This window comes from Spartinivicinus marinus, assembly GCF_026309355.1.
Lineage (GTDB): Bacteria > Pseudomonadota > Gammaproteobacteria > Pseudomonadales > Zooshikellaceae > Spartinivicinus > Spartinivicinus marinus.
Window position 1 is genome coordinate 1,188,191 of the sequence record NZ_JAPJZK010000001.1, and the last position, 20,288, is coordinate 1,208,478.

The following is a 20,288-nucleotide window of genomic DNA, read 5'->3' on the forward strand; positions in this document are numbered from 1 at the left end:
TGGTTTCAGCTAATGCTGCACATATCCTGTCCAGTAATTATTGTCTAGAGTTATATTAGTTGTAAGCCAAATTATAGTCGGTAGTAAAAAGTCTCGAATTACAAAATCACTCTTAAGTTCAGTGATTAATGATATTGTCAGTTATATAAACGAGCCATTTATTTGTTACAGAAAATACAGTCAACTATTTTTACAGCTGATCTATAATCATATAAAAACTTAATCATCCATTATTAACAAAAAACCTCCACTCAATCCATTAATTCAAAACATACTAATTCACTCACCCGGATGACAAGCAAGCACCATAAATCAACCGATAATTAAGCGCATCATTAGCTGCCATTTATAATTTAAAGGCAGGTCACACATTATATTTGAACCAGTCATATAATCAAAGCTTCTGTATTTAACCCATAATATTCTAAACACATGGATTTAAATAGCGCTTACATTTACCACAATTACTGTGTCGAGTTTAATTAAAAAATTGAGAATCACTCGACTTCATCTTCGTGAATTCTATAGCTTCCTAGGCAGGAGGTTCTGACAACTACATCACTTGTTGCTTAATAGTTTTTAAATATGAGACGCGGGTTAGTTAAAAAACTTGATTTTTTTCACACTATTCTGATTAGCTATTGAACTATAACCAATATGAAGATTTTTAGGCAAAGATGAACGTCCCTAACACATTGCTACTATTACTACCCTTGCAACTAATAGAGCTATCCTCAAAAAAGGATAAAAGCAACAAGTGATTGATAGCAGCAATCAAACAGTTATAATTAACTGTACAATAATATTTATCGCAATTTTTGTTACTGATTAAATCTTGCCAATCATTTATAAATACATAAACTCATGGGGCCTCATCGTTCGACGGCCGCCCCGAAAAAATTCGCTTTGGCTATAAATCCAAGGCCCTCTATAGAGCATCTCTAAAATTAAAGCTATATTTAAATTTTAGAGGCACCCTTATATTGACCTATAAAGCCATAACTATACTGATATTATTGATGTAAAAGAAAGCTAGCATAAGACAACTCTGTTTAGGAGTTCTACTCAACATAAAAAATATTTAAATTTCAGCAAAGAAAAACCAACACGCTGTAATAGCGTATAGTTAAACTATTTTCTTTATTTAGATTTGATGAAGCTTTTACTGTACGACGGTTGAAACCCATATCATTATAATCGAACAATATGCGTCATTATTTCTAAGTGTAAGTAAAACTGCATTTTTATTGACCCCAGCGTGGGTTATTACAGTTTATAGTCATACATTACCATTCACCCACAGGTACTTAATTTGTATCCTACGCAAAACGCTATAAATAAATTAAAGCTACATCATTACAAGCAACCACTCACAAACTGTATTGACTGACTACAAATCCTTTTAGTGGCATGAAGGCTTTTGCAGCAACACTTATATACTTTAAAGCATTCACTATTCTCCAGCTATAAGCCATACCAGCTACTTCTATACCTATCTATACCCTTCACAATTGATTTCTAGGTTTTGTTATCTTCATTCCTCTCCACAATCACCTATTATTCATAGGCTCATAAGGCTTCGTCACTCGATAGAGACACCTAAAAGCCATTCGTATTGGGTATATTAACCAAGTAAAACACGGTGTTATCAAAATCATCTAAGTGATAAAGTAGTATTGTTTGTAATAATACTGATTTTAAACTTCATAAAGGATACAACAGTTGATGAGTATGACTGTTCTTCTATCTTTCATTGTGAATGAGGGCCATGAGAAAACCTTCAATTAGCTCTATTTTAAGTATTGGCTTTGGTTTAATCTTACTCATTGCCGTGGGTTTAGTGCTTTATTTAGGGATATCTAGCACACGAAAAAACACCATGATCTTACTTGAAGAGCTGGCTACAGTTTCCCTATTCGCTATCAAAGAGCAGGTTTCTGAATACCTAAACCCCATTAATGAGCAGCTTGATTATGCCGCCTCTATTTTAGAGTCAGGTACACTACAAGTAGACAACTCACCAGAGTTTAATAAAATGATGAATGGTACCTTAGCTGCTGTGCCACAGTCAGTAGGAATTGCCTATGTGGATGACCTATACTTTTCTCGGTTTTATAACCGAAAGAAACAATTGTTGGTAACTGATTATTGGCTCAGTTACCAACCTTTACAAGAGGCCTTAAACAACACCACTATTAACCACCAAAACCAATGGCTTGATCCTGTTTATTCTCATGAACTAAAACAAAGTATCATTCCCATACTACGCCCAGTATTACTGCCAGATAAAACCCGAGGCGTACTGGTTGCAGGCATCAGTCTTACTAAGCTAAACCAACTAATAGCCACAATTAGTCATGAGTTTAAAAAGCCTATTTTCATTATTGACCAACAGCAACAAGCAATTGCAGTAGCTGAACCCAATCAGCCCATTCAATTACCTTTTACTCCCTTACAGCCAATACCCAAACTCACTGAATTGACAGAAAGCCCTCTTTCAATATTTTGGCAAAACAACAATCATCATCAGTATCTGATTGGTAAAGGAAGCTTCAATGAACATCGGGTTCACTGGCAAGATAACCGTTATTATTTTATTTTTCAGGGGCTGAGTGGTTTTAGTAGCAAACCATGGCTAGTTGGTATCCACTTGGCTCACGAACAGGTATTTGAGCCTATCAAGACAATGGTCAAATTGTTGGTCGTTGGTATAGTGCTGCTAATTGTATTTGTTCTATTGGCCTTCTGGTTTGGTAATCGGATTGGTAAAGACTTCAAGCGCATTGCTAGTGGCTTCGATAACATTGCAGATATGGCAGTTACTGATCTAGAAAAACTTCCCCATCACCCCATTGCCGAGTTTGACTCAGTAGCAACTGCTTACAACCAAATGATCAATAAACTCAAAGAGCATGAAGAAGTCAGACGGTTATTTGGTCAATATGTACCCACTGATATTGCAAAAAAAATTCTGGCTGCCAACGGCCAGGTCACACCAGAAATCCATACCGCTACTATCTTCTATTCAGATATAGTGGGCTTTACCAGCATGGCTGAACAGTTATCACCTAGCCAGTTAGTTACAGTACTGAATCAGTATTTCTCACTAACGGCAGAAGTACTAGACAAGCATGGCGGCGTTATCACTCAGTTTCAAGGCGATGCTATTTTAGCGATATTTAACATCCCTAACCCTCAGCCAGATCATGCCAACCAAGCTGTAAATGCTAGCATAGCTATTCAAACTCAACTAAAACAAGAATATTTCAATGGCGTTAACATACAGTGTCGGATAGGCATCAACACAGGTGAAGTTATTGCAGGAAGCGTTGGTACTCAAGATCAATTGAACTACACCGTACATGGCGACTCAGTTAATCTGGCTGCTCGCCTGGAAAGCTTAAATAAAGAATATGGTACAGCTATCTTGGTCTCAGAAACCACAGTTCGACAGTGTAGCCAAGCTTTTTTTAAAGAAATCGGAGATATTCCTATACGAGGCAAACACAACACAGTACGTGTTTTTACGCCCGCATAGCAAGTTGAGATACTACATAATAAAAAAGAGTTGAGTTTTCTTCATCAACCTGTAAAATTCCGTGAATTTTGTGCGGCACTTGCTTAACAGGTACTCTAGTATAAAATGGCAAGAAAAGTCCAACGGCAAAGAGTTCAGCTAAACTATTACTCATACTCAATAAGGTTTCAGTAATCTGTAACCTCTAGGGCTGCCTTTAAATAACCCAAAGGCAAGCTGTAAGCTAATTGATAGCCAACTGGATCAATTGTAGTACTTAATATGAAATCAAATTTTATTAAGACTTTTTCATACTACAACCAAACCAACTGTTTACAAGTGCAGTTAGCACGTTTTTTATTCAAGCCCCTAACTTAGGGGCTTTTTTTTGGCTTATATAATGAGAGTGTTGCTATGTCGAATCCATTATTTCAACAACACATTATCTCAATCTCTGACTTAACCCGTGCCCAGTTGGAGCTGATTATCACTACAGCCGAGCAGCTAAAACACGCTGCAAAGCATGACGCACTAAAAAACAAAGTGATTGCCAGTTGTTTTTTTGAGCCCTCCACCCGGACTCGGCTATCTTTTGAGACTGCAATACAAAGGCTTGGAGGAACTGTTATTGGCTTTGACAGCGGAACTAATACATCACTTGGCAAAAAAGGGGAAACATTATCGGACTCCATTCGTATTATTTCCTCCTATGCAGATGCTGTCATCATTCGACACCCTAAAGAAGGTGCCGCACGCTTAGCCAGTGAGTTTTCATCTGTTCCCATAATTAATGGTGGCGATGGTTCCAACCAACACCCTACACAAACCTTATTAGATTTATTCAGTATTTATGAGTGCCAACAACGTTTGGATAATCTGAATATTGCTTTTGTAGGTGACCTGAAATATGGCCGCACTGTTCATTCACTGGCACAAGCCCTTTCATTATTTAACTGCCAGTTTCAATTTTTATCCCCTAGTGCTTTAGCCATGCCAGATTATATTTTGGCAGAGCTTAACGAACGGCATGTTAATTTTCAGACTTGCAATAATTTCGAAGAAATTATTCCTCAGGCAGATATTATCTACATGACCCGAGTACAAAAAGAACGCTTTGATGAAACTGAATACCAACACATTGCTGCCAAATATATTTTAGGAAAAGCTCAACTTACTAACCCTAAAAGCAATATGAAAATTTTACACCCGTTGCCTCGGGTAGACGAAATCGACGTGGCCGTCGATGAAACCCGCTACGCTTATTACTTTGAGCAAGCAAAAAATGGTGTCTATGCTCGAGAAGCATTGTTAAGTCTGGTATTAAATCAATCATTAGTTAAAGGGTAGGTAGCATCATGGCTAATAAATTAATGGTAGAAGCTATCCGCACTGGCACAGTGATAGACCATATTCCTTCCGGGCAAGGTATTAAAATTCTTAAGCAGTTACATTTAATTGAAGGCAAACAAAAAATTACGGTTGGTTTTAATTTACCCAGCAAAAACTTCAGTTTTAAAGATCTTATCAAAGTTGAAAACAGACTTTTTTCAGAGCATGAAGCCTATCAATTAGCATTATTTGCACCTAGCGCTACCATCAATGTCATTGAAGATTATAAAGTCATTGATAAATTTAAAATGGTTATACCCGATGCTATAGAAGGGATTTTTTCCTGCCCTAACTCAAACTGTATCTCTTTAACAGAGCCTGTAAAAAGTTATTTTTCGGTTAAACAGACAAATAATGCCATATTCTTAAAATGCAAATACTGTGAGAAGAGCTTTAATAAGGAAATTGTCGCTGGTGTATAGGTTCTTCCTATTTTATAAGCGCTATCTTTGCGCTTATAAAATAAATTCAAAAATATTAAAGGGTTAGCTTGAATGCATAAGCCCTACTATCCGCTTTACATATGCCTTTGTTTCTCGATATGGTGGCACTTTATAGCCATAGCGACGTACGTTACCATAGCCTGCATTATAAGCCGCTAGCGCTAATGCCACATTGCCATTAATACCCGGCCGAGTTAGCATTTTCTTTAAATAACGACTACCACCATGAACATTTTGCTGAGCATTAAATGGATTACGTACACCCACTTCTTTTGCTGTAGCAGGCATCAACTGCATTAAGCCTTTCGCTCCTACCCGTGATACAGCGCGTGGATTGTAGTTTGATTCCGTCTTTACAACAGCATGCACTAATACAGGGCTTAGGTTATTACGCTTAGCGGCAGTATCTATATATTGCCTTAGTGGTAAGCGGTATTTTTTCTCTGCCCGCTGGCTGGCTTTTGCCAACCCTGTAGGTAAACGGTAATTACCAGCATAGCCTTTATATTTCAACTGCTTTCCAAGCTGCTTTAAATTCTGATATCGTCGTTGAGCTTTACGACCAGAATTAACTGCTTTTGTAGATTTACTCCATCTCACTGCTTGCCATTGCCCATTAGGCAATTTACAGGTGGTACCATATACTTTTGGTTGTTGGCGGCCATGATCAACAATCACCGTATAATAATCCCGACAAACTTTTCCTCGGTAGTGATGGGTAAGAAAAATGGCCAGATTTCTTTCTACTCCAGGTTGCTCTTTATCTTCCCAACTGGCTATTTCACCATCCATTAACTGAAACTCAAGCAATGCTTGAGTATCATCATAAAGGCGCTGCTCAACTCCTGTCTGTGGAGCAAGCATACAGCTTGATATAAATACACAACCAAACAATATTGACCAATAGGAACACTTACTCTTCATCATATTATCAATACTTCAATTTAAGCCTTTTATTAGACAACAGCCAACTGATTAGTAACATGTTGAGCCTCTTTGCCTATGGGCTTTCTTCGCCCCTTTTGGCCTGCTCCAGACTAAGTAATCACGACAAGTAGAACCTTTTTTTGATTGCTTATTCAGAGGTTTAATGGTGAATCGATTACCCGTTCGAGGGTTCGTCCAATGATACTGTTTTTTCGAGGGAGTTGAACGCAGCCCCTGATAAGCCCGTTGCTGGTCACTACTATCCATATAGGAGCCAACGACTCCACCAATGATGCCCCCCGCTAAACCACCACCAATCATGCAGTTCCTTCGAGCAACTTTACTCTTATCTTTACAAGCGGCATAACCTATACCTGCACCAACCCCGGCACCCAATAGTGACCCCATAAAAGTATTTGAAGGCTGAAACTCAGCACAGCTACTCAAAGATAAAACTATGAGCAAAATAAAACTACGTTTTAAGAAGGCCACCAAAACTCCTCTCCCTCAAAATATACTGGTCACGATTCACTTTTGATGTAGAAAAATACTAATAGTCCCCACAACAGCGAGTCTCAATCTGCTATACCAAAAATGATTTATAAGCGTAATATCCAGGTGACTGCAATGAAAAAACTGTTATAAAGCCTATCTCTCGGTTTTTCATTACATAAATGTGAAATATTTACTTCTTATTATCATAGAAAGCACAAGAAGTTTGTTAAGTATCACTTGGTTTAATTTCTTGAAATGCTTATAAGCTGTATATCGATACCCAATACGAATGGTTTTTAGGTGCAACCATCGAGTGACGAAGCCATGAGCTTACAAACACTAGGTAATTGGGGCAGGGCGAGGAGTGAAGATAACAAAACCTAGAGATCATTCGTGAAGGGTATATACACTTGAAAGAGTGTAATAAAGAGCATATTTGAACGCTTCCTCACTATTAATATGCGCCAAAATGGTGTGCATTACTTTAAATTAGTGCAAGCCTACAGGCTAACTTCTCGTAATAAGCTTCAAAATAACCTGTCAGTAGTTTAGTATTCAAGCAACCCCAGCTAAGTAGCCTCTTTTTATATGCTAGCAATACGCTAGAGAGTATCCACACTGAAATGTAGATGGCATTATTGAATGCAAAGTTAATTTATATCAATGAAATATTTATACAGTAGACTAATGTTGTTTGTGTGATGAACCAGTTTAGCAGAGACCTAATTAAAAAAATAAAAACCAAGGTTAGCTAAAAAGTTGGCATATATTATGCCTAGCTATGCTAAAGCAGTGTAACTAAATCCGGGAGTGCGTCAATAACAGCACTCTCTTAAAGGGAAAGGAAGCCACCATGAACCAAAGTATAACAATTGATCATTTTTATAATGTAGACAGCCTAGCCTTACAAGAACTATATGACCACTGCGCCGGGACTAACTGGCAAGAACCGCAGAGCCAGATACAACATACTTTCCAAAAGCCTGAGCGATTTAATATCAATATAGATCGACCCAGAATGGCAGATAGAGTTTCTGACCAACTCGAAGGTCAAAGTGAGCGTTATGATTATTTGAAAGGTGACTCATTAATGGGAGCTATTTTTATTGATAGTATCCAACAACTCGCTATTTAAGTTTAATTATAAAGAGCCTGTGATCGGGCTCTTTATACCTTTAGTTAGGAATATCAAATTACCAACCAAAAGCACCTAACCTGAATACCGAAAATAAGTATTAACCCAAAAGTCTATAGACATTTAACGTAACATAGCTCAAAATTAAATCAGTTTTTATTCTCCTTTCGTCGTATATATTTTAACAACACTTTTCTAATAAAATAACTGACGTCCCGTGCGATTTATTGGCATGTTTAAAGTAAATTGTAACCAGTACAATTGATTAGGTAGTAGTATTAAGCTGTATAAGTGATCGATTGCTGCTGGTATTTTTTAACCACCTAAGTATGCTTTAATTACATCATTATTTGTTAGTAGCTTACTGCCAACATCTTGTAATACAACTCTACCATTTTCCAATACATACCCTCTATCAGCTAATCTTAAAGCCTGGTTTGCATTTTGCTCCACTAAAAATATAGTGACACCTTCATCCCTTAACCGTTGGATGATACTAAATATCTGTTGAATCACAATGGGGGCCAAACCAAGAGATGGCTCATCAAGAAACAAGAGTTTAGGCTGACTCATTAATGCTCTGGCAATAGCAAGCATTTGCTGCTCGCCACCTGACATTGTGCCTCCTCGTTGCTTTTCTCTTTCTTTAAGGCGAGGGAAAAGTTGGTAAACAAAATTAAGTCGTTCATCAAATGTCCTAGGCTCGGTAAAAAAACCTCCCATATGAAGATTTTCTTCAACAGTTAAACGCGCAAAAATCCTCCTACCTTCTGGAACTATTGAGATACCTGAGCGCATAATTTTAGACGTAGGTTGCTGTGTAATATCTTGATTGAGATAATGAATAGAGCCTTCAGATACTCGGGGATCACCACAAATAGACATTAGTAGCGTTGTTTTACCAGCACCATTGGCACCAATTAACGTAACGATTTCACCTTCTTCAACTTCAATACTTACTTTATCTAATGCTTGAATTTTACCGTAATGAGCTGAGATACCTTCAACTTTCAGCATAAGCCACCTTTACCAGCATATTGGTAAACACCCTATTCTTCCCCCAAATAAGCATTAATAACCTCACGATTTGCTTTTATCTCATCAGGTGTGCCTGTTGCTAAATGCTTTCCTTGATTAATTACAATAATTTTATCCGAGATTCCCATTACCAGTTTCATATCATGCTCAATCAATAAGACCGTTATACCATTTTCATTTCTAAGCATGAGAATTAACTCATCCAGTTCATTGGTTTCTTTTGGATTTAGTCCTGCAGCAGGCTCATCCAACATAAGCAACTTGGGATGGGTAACCATACACCTTGCGATTTCTAAACGACGCTGCTGTCCATAAGCAAGATTACCCGCAGGTCTATTAGCCATCTGAATCAGTTGCACCTGTTCAAGCCAAAATGCAGCATTATCTAAGGCTATCGCTTCACTTTTTCTAAAACTTGGGGTTTTGAACAGCCCTGAAAATAAATTAGTATTTAAATTATAATGCTGCGCTACTAATAAATTTTCTATTGCGGTCATTTCTTTAAATAATCGCACATGCTGAAAGGTTCTAACCAACCCTTTACGCGCTATTTTAAAGCCAGGTAAGTTATGAATAGGGTTATTTTCAAATAATATTTCTCCAGATGTTGGCTTATAAAAGCCAGACAAACAATTAAATACGGTTGTTTTACCTGCACCATTAGGGCCTATCATAGAAACAATTTGGTGCTTATCAATAGAAAGCTCAACATTATCTACTGCAACCAACCCACCAAAACACATAGTTAGATTTTTGGCATTTAACATATTATAACCTGGCTAGCTCAATTTTTGGTCGTTTCATAGGTAATAAGCCTGAAGGACGCCAAATCATCATAAGCACCATTAGTAAACCAAATAATAACATCCGATATTCCTGAAACTCTCTTGCTAATTCAGGTAATACAGTCATCACTATTGCAGCTAAAATAACCCCCACTTGAGACCCCATTCCTCCTAATACAACAATCGCCAAGATAATGGCTGACTCAATAAATGTAAAAGACTCAGGACTAATAAACCCCTGCCTCGCGGCAAAAAAAGCACCTGCAAATCCAGCAAAAGTTGCTCCCATAGTAAACGCAGATAGCTTAATTACAGTTGGGTTTAAGCCAAGTGACCGACAGGCAATTTCATCTTCTCTCAAGGCTTCCCAAGCTCTACCCAAGGGCATTCTCAATACTCGGTTGATAACAAATAAAGTTGCTAACACTAAAAGAACTGCCAAGATATATAAAAAGATAACTTTATAACTACTGTCATAAGGAATTCCAACAAACTCATGAAAAGGAATATTACCTTCTTCTTTAGCACGCCGGCCAAACTCAAGCCCAAATAGCGTAGGCTTTGGAATTTGACCAATGCCATTTGGCCCACCTGTGAGTGCAGTCCAGTTATTTAGTAGGATTCGAATAATTTCACCAAACCCCAAGGTAACAATAGCTAAGTAATCTCCTCTTAACCTTAATACTGGAAAGCCTAGAATAAAACCAAAAAGCGCAGCCAATAAGCCAGCTATAGGCAAGCTCATCCAAAACGAAAATTGATAATAATCAGCCAGTAATGCATAGCTGTAAGCACCAACAGCATAAAAGCCAACGTAACCTAAGTCCAATAGTCCCGCTAATCCTACAACAATGTTTAAACCTAAACCCAACATGACATAGATTAAGGTGAGTGTCGCCAAGTCAATCGAACTACGGGTTGCAGCAAAAGGCCAAAGCAAAATCAGACTTAAACCAAACATGACTAATAATTTTTTTGTCGTATCACTTGACCCAATAATTGCAGGCATTTTACTGGGCAATGCAGGCAGCTTAGACCCTAGATTTGCCAAAGCAGCTAATGGTAGCTGCTTTTTAAATAGCTGAAAACAAAATACAATGATTATTGCAGATAAGATCAGCAACCACTCAGTTTGACCAGCACTGACTACTATCAGCTCCGTTCCTTGCGGAGATAAATCCACGCCTAATAATAATACCGTTAAAATAAGTGTTGCAATGGACGCAACCAGAGCATTAAGTAGATTTATATTCATACTTTTTCAACCTCTGGTTTACCTAGTATACCCGTCGGCATAAACAATAAAACTAAAACCAAAAATAAAAAGGCTACAACATCTTTATATTCAGTACTTAAATAACCAGCCGTAAAGGCCTCTGCAATACCTAATAAAATACCTCCTAACATAGCGCCAGGAATACTACCGATACCGCCCAATACTGCTGCAGTAAATGCTTTTAAACCAGCCATAAACCCTAGGTAAGGATTTATCACGCCATAATACAAACCTAGTAATACCCCTGCAATTGACGCCAAAGCAGCTCCTATTACAAAAGTAAGCGAAATGATTTTATTTGTATCAATACCTAACAAGCTCGTCATTGTTAAGTCTTCTGCACATGCTCGACAGGCCCTTCCCATCCTAGATCGACTTATAAAAAGTGAGAGAGTTGACATAGCAACAACAGTCACCACAAAAATGACTAATTGCATGTAGGATAATGTGACATTAAACCCTGTTTCTGGGCCAAAACTCCAACCTCCTTCAATTAATGAAGGCATAGCAATATCTCTTGACCCTTGACCTAAACGAATATAATTCTGCAGAAATATTGACATGCCGATAGCAGAAATTAATGGAATGAGTCGATTCCCTCCTCTTAATGGCCGATAAGCTATTCGCTCAATACTCCATCCATAGGTGCTGGTAATAATCATACTAATAATAAAGGCAGCTACCAGCAATACAACAAGGCTATCCACACCAAACATCATCAGCCCAGCTAACACGATAAATGTTATATAACTGCCTATCATATATACTTCGCCATGAGCAAAGTTAATCATTCCTATAATGCCATATACCATTGTGTAGCCTATAGCAATAAGTGCATAGGTACTACCAATAGTTAAACCGTTCAATAACTGCTGAATAAAATAGTAAATGCTTTCAGACATTATTTAAGCCTTTAAGTACCCAGAAAAGTACCAGCTATAAGGTATTACTCTCTTCTATAAAGATGTTGCGAAAAGGTATTTGAAAAAACTATTGAAGTAACAGGGTATTTTGCAGCCACTCTAGAAGAGTCATCCATGACCTTTAAAATTTTAGTTTGGTCTAGTCAATGCTCTTGCTGTATATAAATTAGAGTTACTGTCGTTCGCCCAGAAGCACTGTCTCACTCTTCTAGCGACTCCAGAATACCCTATCACTCTATATTTCTTCGCTTTTGCAACATTCTTCTATAGGTAAGAATTGACGTAAAATAGCTCATGTGAGTTAAATTAAATACAATTCTCACGATGAGCACCAGTCCAGTTTTTATTATTTAATATATTAACGCAATGCTCGACTTTTCAGCCTATTAATTTAGATAACTGTAGTGGAGCATTGCCTTGGTTCCTATTAAATAATACACATAAGCTGTGCGATAACAGCTTGCGGGTCATTCGATTAGTCAAACTCCACAGGGTTCTGCCTTTGGTCCGCTGAATATTAAACCTTTCTACTAGCTGACCAATGGTTGTCTCAACTTGTCGTCGTAACCGATTAAGCTGGCTCCTCCAGGACTTGGGTAAAGGATCAATCATGTTATCTCTAACCGGGGTTTCTAGCTGAAGCGATTTTAACTCTAACAATTCAGCTTTAAATTCAGCCCCCAAATAACCTTTATCCCCTAACAACATGCCTGACGGCATACCTTCTGTTAACTCCCATACAGCTTCCCTTTCGCCATCACTTGCTGGGGTTAATGTAAATCCTGCTATGGCTCCATGAAAGTCAATAATGAGGTGCCCTTCAAAGCCATAATAGGTTTCCCCCTTGGATGCACAATAGCCATACTCAGCCTCTTCTTTAAAGCGGCGGCAATTTCTTGCACGTTTAAAGTGGCTAACAGGCAAAGGAAAACCATCGACAACATGTATAGGATCATTAATAGTACCCAGCTCAGCTGTTACTTGCTTTTGTAATTGTTGTTTTATCGCCCATAAATTAGCAGCTTGTTTAGCAAACTGGCTTCTTGAGCCTATGCCTGGAAAATACGCTTTCCAATGCTCTTTGAAGTATTTCCAGATAGCGGTATCAGCATCAAGGCCTTGAAATTCACCAATTAACTCCATGGTAATGACTTCTGCATCCGACAGTGAGGGCTTAATTCCTCGCTGACGTAATCGCCGTTGTTTTAATAAATCAGTTAAAACATCATCGACCCAACAATAAGTAGTTATGATAAACTCTTCCAGTGACATTCCCTTTCCTTGATATCCCTGTTTTCGCAAACTTAGGATGGGGTTAGGGTTTGTCATTTCAAGTTATTAAAAGTCGAGCATCGCGTTATATTATACTATTTTAAATTAGGCTATACCCTTCACGAATGACTTCTAGGTTTTGTTATCTTCATTCCTCACCCCAATCACCTATTATTTATAGCCTCATGAGGCTTCTTTACTCGATGGCCGCACCCAAAAGCCATTCGTATTGGGTATATAACAAAAAGGCTTTTATCTCTTTATTAACATTTAAACCCTTTTATTATTTTACAACTGACTTACTTCCATCTGCATGCCATGTATAGACAACAAAACTAAAATCCTTTAAATCTCCATTTTTGTCAAAAGATAGATCACCGGTAGGTGTTTTAAATTGATTACTACGTAGCGTTTTTGCTACAGCTTCAGGGTCGGTTGATTTAGCAATTTTTATAGAGTCTGCAATTACTTGTACAGCAGAGTATGCGGTAAATACAAAAGGCCCTGATGGATCTTCACCTTTATCCTTGAAAGCTTTTACAAGTTTGGCATTTTCTGGGGCCTCATCAAAACTTTTTGGTAAAGTAACCAGCAGTCCTTCTGATGCTTTTCCTGCAATAGCACTAATATCTTTATTGCCAACACCTTCCGGTCCCATAAACTGTACCTTAAGGCCTTTTTCTGCAGACTGACGTAAAATCAATCCCAACTCAGGATGATAACCACCATAATAGATAAAGTCGACATTTTCTTTTTTCAGTTTAGCTATCAGTGCAGAGAAATCTTTATCTCCAGATGTCACCCCTTCAAATAATGCAACAGTGATCTTATGTTTTTCTAACACGTCTTTAACAGCGGTTGCTATTCCTTCACCATATTGCTGTTTATCATGAATAATGGCAACCCGCTTAGGCTTAATTTTTTCAACAATAAACTTTCCAGCAGTTGGCCCTTGTAAACTATCCAAACCAATGGTCCGAAACACAAGTTGATAACCTCGGGTGGTAATTTCAGGGTTAGTCGATGCAGCAGTAACCATTAACACTCCCTCATCCTCATAAATATCTGAAGCAGGTTGTGTAGAGTTTGAGCATAAATGGCCTATCACATAACGAACCCCATCATTTACAATTTTATTTGCAACGGCTACTGCTTGTTTAGGGTCACAAGCATCATCATATACAACTCCTTCAAGTGTATGGCCGTTTACTCCTCCCATTTTATTCACTTGCTCAATTGCCATTTTGGCTCCAATGAACTGCATGTCACCATACTGAGCAACAGGACCAGTTACAGGCCCAGCGAGTGCTATTTTTAATTTTTCAGCAAATGCGATTGTAGAGGATAATAATGATACAGATGCTACCAAAGTAGTAGCTACTAATTTGGTAATTTTTTTTATCATTGTTTGTTTTTTTAGTATTCTCTGACTGGTTTTCATTATTTTTTTCATTACCTTGCCTCATGCCTATCCATGTACAAGTTTTCTTATATTGATATAGGGCCTTACACAATAAACTATTTGCAGCATTATTAGTTATTACTTATATATTACAGGTAGTAGCATCCATATAGTCAATATGGCCCTTCCTATTTTTAGCGCTGGTTGCCTATTGCCATTTCAGTTACTGCTAATTTGTTGATAGCTAATTGTTGATAGCTATTTGTCCATACCATTTCTTCCCCCATGTAATTTTAATTATTTTACACTTATTGTTTATTATGTTTATCGGTATATAAGCTGTCTTATTTCAGGTTGTACTTATAAAAACTTACATTCTATTTACAGTCTATGCAATTTTTGACTTAAAAAATGTGTTCTAGCAACATGTTTTTATATAATTTTAGACAACAATATGACGCCTAAATAATTATTGCTTATATCAAACTGGTTTTAGTTCTATTCCTTAATAATACTTAAAGTACATCAAGTATCGCTAGCTTGCAAAGGGTTAAGAACTACGACAAAAGTAGGTTAATGTTTGAATTGCTAATATATAAATTATTTATTTATTTTTATTGAAACAAAAAACAAATAAATATTTAACAAATTAATGGGGATAAGTATGTATCGTACTTAACAAGAAACTCAAAAGATGTATGAGTTCTAAGAAAAATATCTATTCAACAAAAGCTTTAGGTGGGCTGAGGTTGCCCACCCCTAATTAGTACATTTTTAACAATATCGCTAGAGAAAAAACAACAGATACTTCTCCCGTAAGATGCATTTATTGTAAGAAGCGTTCTTCAATTTGCTTGACTACTCCTTCTTGCTCCAGCTGTTTATAAGCCTTTTGCAATTTGTCTATAATTTCATCAGGTACTTGCTTATTAACAGCAAGGTAAAGATCTTTTCGTTGAATAACAAAGACCTTTTTAACTGCAATATTATTTTTTTGCGCCAGCTGTGGTCCAGCTGGATCACTGGTAACCCACAAGTCAATTTTTCCTTGATCCAGTTTATTTAAAAGACGTATATCTTGCAACGATGTAACCAAGCTAAACCCTTTGCCTTCTAAGAACTTAGCCTTAGCATCACCTTTATAACCTCCTACTCTAAGCTGCTTAGCTTCATCTAGTGTCTTCAACTGGATGGTACTGTCTGCTTTCGCAACAAATATCCAATCATTTCGTGTAATTGGCCCAACCCACTTGAAGTTAGGCTCACGTTCTGGGGTTCGAACTGTCGTATAAACAGCATAGCCAGGTTTCGTTTGCGCCTGCTCTAGAACCTTACTCCAAGGAAAGCGTAGTGTAAAAGTACAAGTTATCTGGGCACGCTTGCACATTTCCCGCAGAATAACTGTTGCTAGCCCATCCACCTGCTCCTCTCGTGCGAACTTTTTCCCATTAGTACTCATATTGAACGGAGGGTTGTTTTCTGTGAGCAGGTTTAATTTATAGCTGGCCCCCATTGCTATTGTAGTAACCAAGCTACAACAGATAAGAGTGAATATTCTGGTGTACATTAATTCCTCTCGAACTACTCAGTTTTTATCTTTCTAGCTGGTGATCACTCTGACACTTATAAATGAGCCTCCTATCTCTAGCCAGCCACCCAGCCCCATATGAGGGCAGTTTAATTTATTATACGCCCGTTTTGGTATTTACTTACAGCCTGCTTTCGCAACATAAGACTAACAGCGTACAATTATTGGGCTTACCTGACATCAGGTTAGTCAAGTTCATATGGACTAGCCAGTGCTATCAGTAGTTTCATCAACAGTAGTGTGTTTTCTATTCAGCAGTATTGATGAATACCACCACCATAATTCAAACAATCGTTTTAACTATGTTAGTATATCAGAGGGCTGCCATTAAAAATGGCTTTGTAAGAGTAGCTATTCGATTATCCCATGAGATAGCAGACCTTCAGAGCATTCAGGCTAACTACCTCAGAACAGAAAGGCACTTTTAGCTTATTTACTTGAAACAAGAGTAATCCACTAGCGTGCTGCTTAGTTACTAAACTGCAAGATCAGTAGAATTAGGAGAAAGTATGAGCCAAGCATTTAACTTTAATAACAAGCGAGTATTTGTAATGGGTGGCACTAGCGGCATAAACCTTGGCATTGCTAAATGCTTTGCCAGCCATGGTGCACAGGTTGCAGTTGCCAGTCGCTCTCAAGATAAAGTAGATAAAGCCGTTAGTGAGTTGCAGGCGTTAGGAGCAATAGCCATCGGTTTTAGCGTTGATGTTCGTGATGCAGAGAAAGTCAAAGAAACGTTTAAGCAAGCGCACAGTCAATGGGGCAACTTTGATGTATTAGTGTCTGGAGCAGCAGGCAACTTTCCTTCACCAGCCTTAGGTATGTCTGCTAATGGTTTTAAATCGGTAGTTGATATTGATTTACTGGGAAGTTTTAACGTATTGCAAGCAGCTCACCCTTACCTCACTAAACCTGGCGCATCAATTATTAATATTTCTGCTCCACAAGCCTTTGTTGCATCTCCCATGCAAAGCCATGTATGTGCAGCTAAAGCAGGCGTTGATATGCTAACCCGAGTCTTATCACTAGAGTGGGGAGCTGATGGCATTAGAATTAACTCTATTGTACCTGGCCCCATTGAAAATACTGAAGGAATGAAGCGATTGGCACCAACGCCAGCAATCCAAGAAATGGTTCAAGAGTCTGTTCCTTTGAATCGACTCGGAACGACAGATGATATTGGCCATATGGCTATGTTTCTTGCTTCTGATTATGGCAGTTATGTCAGTGGTACAGTCATTCCTGTTGATGGAGGTTGGTCTCTTGCAGGAACAACAACAGCTATGAATGAGTTACTTAAAATGTTTAAAGGGAAAAGCTAATCCACTTTTCTCTCCGCTTGCTACTTGAGTTAAGCAAGCGGAAGTTTTGTCTATCCCACCTCATGCTTTCGTATACTCGCTTCTTAGTACTACTACGTATAAAATATGCCCGCTTTAAGTTTAGCTAGCCCAAGTACTGCCATGGCCTGGTGAACATTTCTATGGCCTGGCGAAATTCGGGCTGGCCTGTGATTCCTTTGGTTTCTTATTGTAAGCAGCCATTGATGAATCAGCGAGTCAGCAATAGTTAGTAATAGGATGTAATGTGAAACAACTTGCTAAGCTTTATTTTTCGTCATCGCTGCTAATGCGTATTTTTATTGGCTTTTTAGCTGGTTCAGCCATAGGCTGTGCTATGTGGCTATTAGGCACCCCTGAGCAAACGACAAGTGCATTGCAATATATTAAGCCTTTTGGTGATTTATTGGTCAGCATGCTAAAGATGATTGTTGTGCCAGTCATTTGCTTATCGTTAATTGTTGGTGCTGCAAGTTTACCGATCCAACGGTTTGGTAAAGTGGGCTTAAAAGTCATCGGCTGGTATTTATTGTGCTCATTTCTGGCTGCTGCTGTAGGCGCTTTAATGGCTACAGCTTTTAATCCAGGCAGTGAAGCGGCTCTACAAGCATGGGAAAGCATTGCATCCTCTAGCCAAGTTCAAGAAGCAGCTCAATTAAAAGCTGTTCAGGCTGAGACCAAGCAAGGCGGCATCCTTAGTATTTTATTGAGTATGTTTGAAAACCCATTCAGCGCACTCTCCAATGGTAACTTCTTAGCCATTATCACCTTTTCTATTTTATTTGGCCTAGCACTTAGAGTTTTACTAGAGGGTAGTAAAGAGGCGAAGCAACAAAGTGCATTAAATAAACTGATGGAAATGATTTCAGCAGGCCGGGATATTATCTTTAAACTAGTCGATTGGATTTTGGAATACACCCCAATTGGCGTATTTGCCCTATCTATTGCTAATTTTAGCGCCTACGGCCCTAAAATTGCCGGCCCCTATGTGGAAGTAACCCTTGGTGTCATTGCTGGGGTGCTAGTCATGATATTCATTGCCTATCCCCTGCTACTGGCTGTTGTTACAAAGCGCAACCCCATCCCTATAATGAAAATTATGCAAGAAGCAATTATCACTGCTTTCATTACCCGTAGTAGTGCTGCTACCTTGCCAGTATCAATTCGAGTAGCAGAAGATGATTTAAAGGTAAAGAATGAGTTAGCCAGCTTCTCTTTGCCATTAGGTGCAACCATTAATATGGATGGCGTATGTGTGCACCTACCTATGTTTGCTATCTTAGCTGCTAATATGTTTAGCCTTGATTTAGGCTTTAGTGCTCTGGTGGTATTGGTAATCACCACTGTACTTGCATCAATTGGTGCTGGCGGTGTACCTGGTGGCAGCCTGATGCTGCTGTTTATTATTTTGCAAGCAATGGGCTTAGACCCGACTCAAATTTCCATTATTGTTGCTCTGGCATTAGGCATTAACCCAATTTTAGACATGTTTGAAACAGCCAATAATGTAACTGGAGACTTAGTCTGCACTTATGCTGTTGCATCCACTTCAGATTTAATTGATAAGTCAGCCTAGCACATTAACCGGCCAGGCAGCTGGCCGGTTGTCCTTGTTATATTTCAACAGTCAGTATTTATACCCAGTGCAAAAGATTTTTAGGGGAATATAGAGGCTAAGCCTAAAAATGACTCGCACAGGGTATATCAACTAACCTAACGTTCATATATACAGTGTCTTTGAGGCACATACCTGCTTCTAAGTAGTGAAGGATTATATTTTGCGATTTGCACACTCTGGTATTTACTGTGCCATTTTTGGTTACTTTTTATTTAGCCTGATGGATGCGATAGGCAAATGGCTAACCCAAACCTATAGCATTGTTGAAATTACTTTTTTTAGCTCTTTATTTAGTTTATTGCCCGTTAGTTTTATGCTAACCAAGGTACCACTCAAAAAGCTATTGACCACTCAACGCCCAAGCCTTCATTTATTGAGAGGCATAATTATTCTAGGCCTCCGTTTAACAGCACTATTTGCATTTAGCTTAATGCCACTGGCTGATGGCTTTGCTCTTATCCTTACTGGGCCAATTATACTTTGTATTATCTCTCCTTTCCTACTGGGTGATAAAAATACTATCTACCAATACCTGGCTATAGGAATTGGCTTTATCGGCGTTTTAATTGTATTAAGACCAGGGTTTACAATTTTTAATTTGGGTATTTTAGGCGCTTTAGGAGCGGCCACCTGCTTCGCACTGAATACCGTATTAATGAAGAAAATGAGTGCAACAGAAAATAAAGGTGCAATGCTTTTTTATGGGATGAGTTTTACCATTCTTATTTCTGGATTAATGATAATTCCTTCTTTTTCAATGCCTGGATTATTAGACTTAAGTTTATTTGCTGCCTGTGGACTAGCTGCTGGCTTTGCCCAAATTTTTATTTTTAATGCGTTAAAAACTGTTCCCGCCTCTACCGTCGGCGCATTTCAATATTCATGTATTGTCTGGGGAATGATCATAGGCTATCTGATTTGGCAAACTAAACCAGACATTTTTATTATTCTTGGTTCTCTGTTTATTATCGCTAGTGGAATCGCTATCAGTAAAACAACAAAAACCATGCAACCCCAACGAGCAAACTGAGTCACTCTAATATCAAGTGATACATTAAGGCTTTCAGTCAAAGCTAATAAAATAAAAAAGTTGCAAACCAGGCTGAGGCCCGATTTGCAACTCTAGGAAGGTTGTTTTTA

General features: G+C 38.3%; 16 protein-coding genes. 7 read left to right on the plus strand and 9 right to left on the minus strand.

The genetic code is table 11. The features are described 5' to 3' along the window. The first annotated feature begins 1,768 nt into the window (after window positions 1-1,768). From OQE68_RS05610 to pyrI, 3 genes are all read left to right on the plus strand, one after another. The gene (locus OQE68_RS05610) at window positions 1,769-3,538 is read left to right on the plus strand and encodes an adenylate/guanylate cyclase domain-containing protein (protein WP_180570306.1); all 1,770 of its coding nucleotides are present in this window, start codon (window positions 1,769-1,771) and stop codon (window positions 3,536-3,538) included. A 393-nt stretch (window positions 3,539-3,931) separates the two neighbouring features. Continuing rightward, window positions 3,932-4,864, plus strand: a complete 933-nt coding sequence (pyrB, locus tag OQE68_RS05615; RefSeq protein ID WP_180570305.1) for an aspartate carbamoyltransferase — start codon at window positions 3,932-3,934, stop codon at window positions 4,862-4,864. An 8-nt stretch (window positions 4,865-4,872) separates the two neighbouring features. Further along, window positions 4,873-5,328: an aspartate carbamoyltransferase regulatory subunit gene (pyrI, locus tag OQE68_RS05620; protein WP_180570304.1), complete on the plus strand. Its 456-nt coding sequence runs from the start codon at window positions 4,873-4,875 to the stop codon at window positions 5,326-5,328. Between the two features lie 63 nt (window positions 5,329-5,391). Here the strand turns inward: pyrI and OQE68_RS05625 are convergent, their stop codons facing one another. Continuing rightward, window positions 5,392-6,276, minus strand: coding sequence for a lytic transglycosylase domain-containing protein (locus OQE68_RS05625; protein ID WP_255490999.1), 885 nt, complete (start codon window positions 6,274-6,276; stop codon window positions 5,392-5,394). A 48-nt stretch (window positions 6,277-6,324) separates the two neighbouring features. Further along, window positions 6,325-6,768 (minus strand): YMGG-like glycine zipper-containing protein, encoded by a 444-nt coding sequence (locus OQE68_RS30755; protein ID WP_180570303.1) that lies wholly within the window; start codon window positions 6,766-6,768, stop codon window positions 6,325-6,327. Between the two features lie 856 nt (window positions 6,769-7,624). Between OQE68_RS30755 and OQE68_RS05635 the strand changes: the two genes are divergently transcribed. Beyond that, window positions 7,625-7,906, plus strand: a complete 282-nt coding sequence (locus OQE68_RS05635; protein ID WP_180570302.1) for a hypothetical protein — start codon at window positions 7,625-7,627, stop codon at window positions 7,904-7,906. 315 nt (window positions 7,907-8,221) lie between these two features. On the opposite strand, the gene OQE68_RS05640 is transcribed toward OQE68_RS05635, so the two are convergent. From OQE68_RS05640 to OQE68_RS05670, 7 genes are all read right to left on the minus strand, one after another. Next, window positions 8,222-8,923 (minus strand): ABC transporter ATP-binding protein, encoded by a 702-nt coding sequence (locus OQE68_RS05640; RefSeq protein WP_180570301.1) that lies wholly within the window; start codon window positions 8,921-8,923, stop codon window positions 8,222-8,224. 32 nt (window positions 8,924-8,955) lie between these two features. Next, window positions 8,956-9,711, minus strand: a complete 756-nt coding sequence (gene livG / locus OQE68_RS05645; RefSeq protein WP_180570300.1) for a high-affinity branched-chain amino acid ABC transporter ATP-binding protein LivG — start codon at window positions 9,709-9,711, stop codon at window positions 8,956-8,958. Between the two features lies 1 nt (window position 9,712). Further along, on the minus strand, window positions 9,713-10,984 hold the full coding sequence (locus OQE68_RS05650) for a high-affinity branched-chain amino acid ABC transporter permease LivM (RefSeq protein ID WP_180570299.1): 1,272 nt from the start codon (window positions 10,982-10,984) through the stop codon (window positions 9,713-9,715). Then, on the minus strand, window positions 10,981-11,907 hold the full coding sequence (gene livH, locus OQE68_RS05655; RefSeq protein WP_180570298.1) for a high-affinity branched-chain amino acid ABC transporter permease LivH: 927 nt from the start codon (window positions 11,905-11,907) through the stop codon (window positions 10,981-10,983). The genes OQE68_RS05650 and livH overlap by 4 nt, the downstream gene beginning before the upstream one ends. Window positions 11,908-12,306: 399 nt before the next feature. Next, complete coding sequence (locus OQE68_RS05660; RefSeq protein WP_266195548.1) at window positions 12,307-13,200, minus strand: IS982 family transposase; 894 nt, start codon at window positions 13,198-13,200, stop codon at window positions 12,307-12,309. A gap of 283 nt (window positions 13,201-13,483) precedes the next feature. Next, entirely contained in the window at window positions 13,484-14,605 is a 1,122-nt protein-coding gene (locus tag OQE68_RS05665) for a branched-chain amino acid ABC transporter substrate-binding protein (protein ID WP_180567834.1), read from the minus strand. 823 nt (window positions 14,606-15,428) lie between these two features. Then, window positions 15,429-16,169 carry a substrate-binding periplasmic protein gene (locus OQE68_RS05670; RefSeq protein ID WP_180567725.1) on the minus strand — a complete coding sequence of 247 codons (741 nt, stop codon included), beginning with the start codon at window positions 16,167-16,169 and terminating at the stop codon, window positions 15,429-15,431. A gap of 530 nt (window positions 16,170-16,699) precedes the next feature. On the opposite strand from OQE68_RS05670, the gene OQE68_RS05675 reads away from it, so the two are divergent. The 3 genes from OQE68_RS05675 to OQE68_RS05685 all read left to right on the plus strand — a co-directional run bounded on the left by OQE68_RS05675 (window position 16,700) and on the right by OQE68_RS05685 (window position 20,178). Further along, window positions 16,700-17,512, plus strand: coding sequence for an SDR family oxidoreductase (locus OQE68_RS05675; RefSeq protein ID WP_180567726.1), 813 nt, complete (start codon window positions 16,700-16,702; stop codon window positions 17,510-17,512). 265 nt (window positions 17,513-17,777) lie between these two features. After that, window positions 17,778-19,106: a dicarboxylate/amino acid:cation symporter gene (locus OQE68_RS05680; protein WP_219339968.1), complete on the plus strand. Its 1,329-nt coding sequence runs from the start codon at window positions 17,778-17,780 to the stop codon at window positions 19,104-19,106. Between the two features lie 202 nt (window positions 19,107-19,308). After that, on the plus strand, window positions 19,309-20,178 hold the full coding sequence (locus OQE68_RS05685) for a DMT family transporter (protein WP_180567727.1): 870 nt from the start codon (window positions 19,309-19,311) through the stop codon (window positions 20,176-20,178). Window positions 20,179-20,288: the final 110 nt, after the last annotated feature.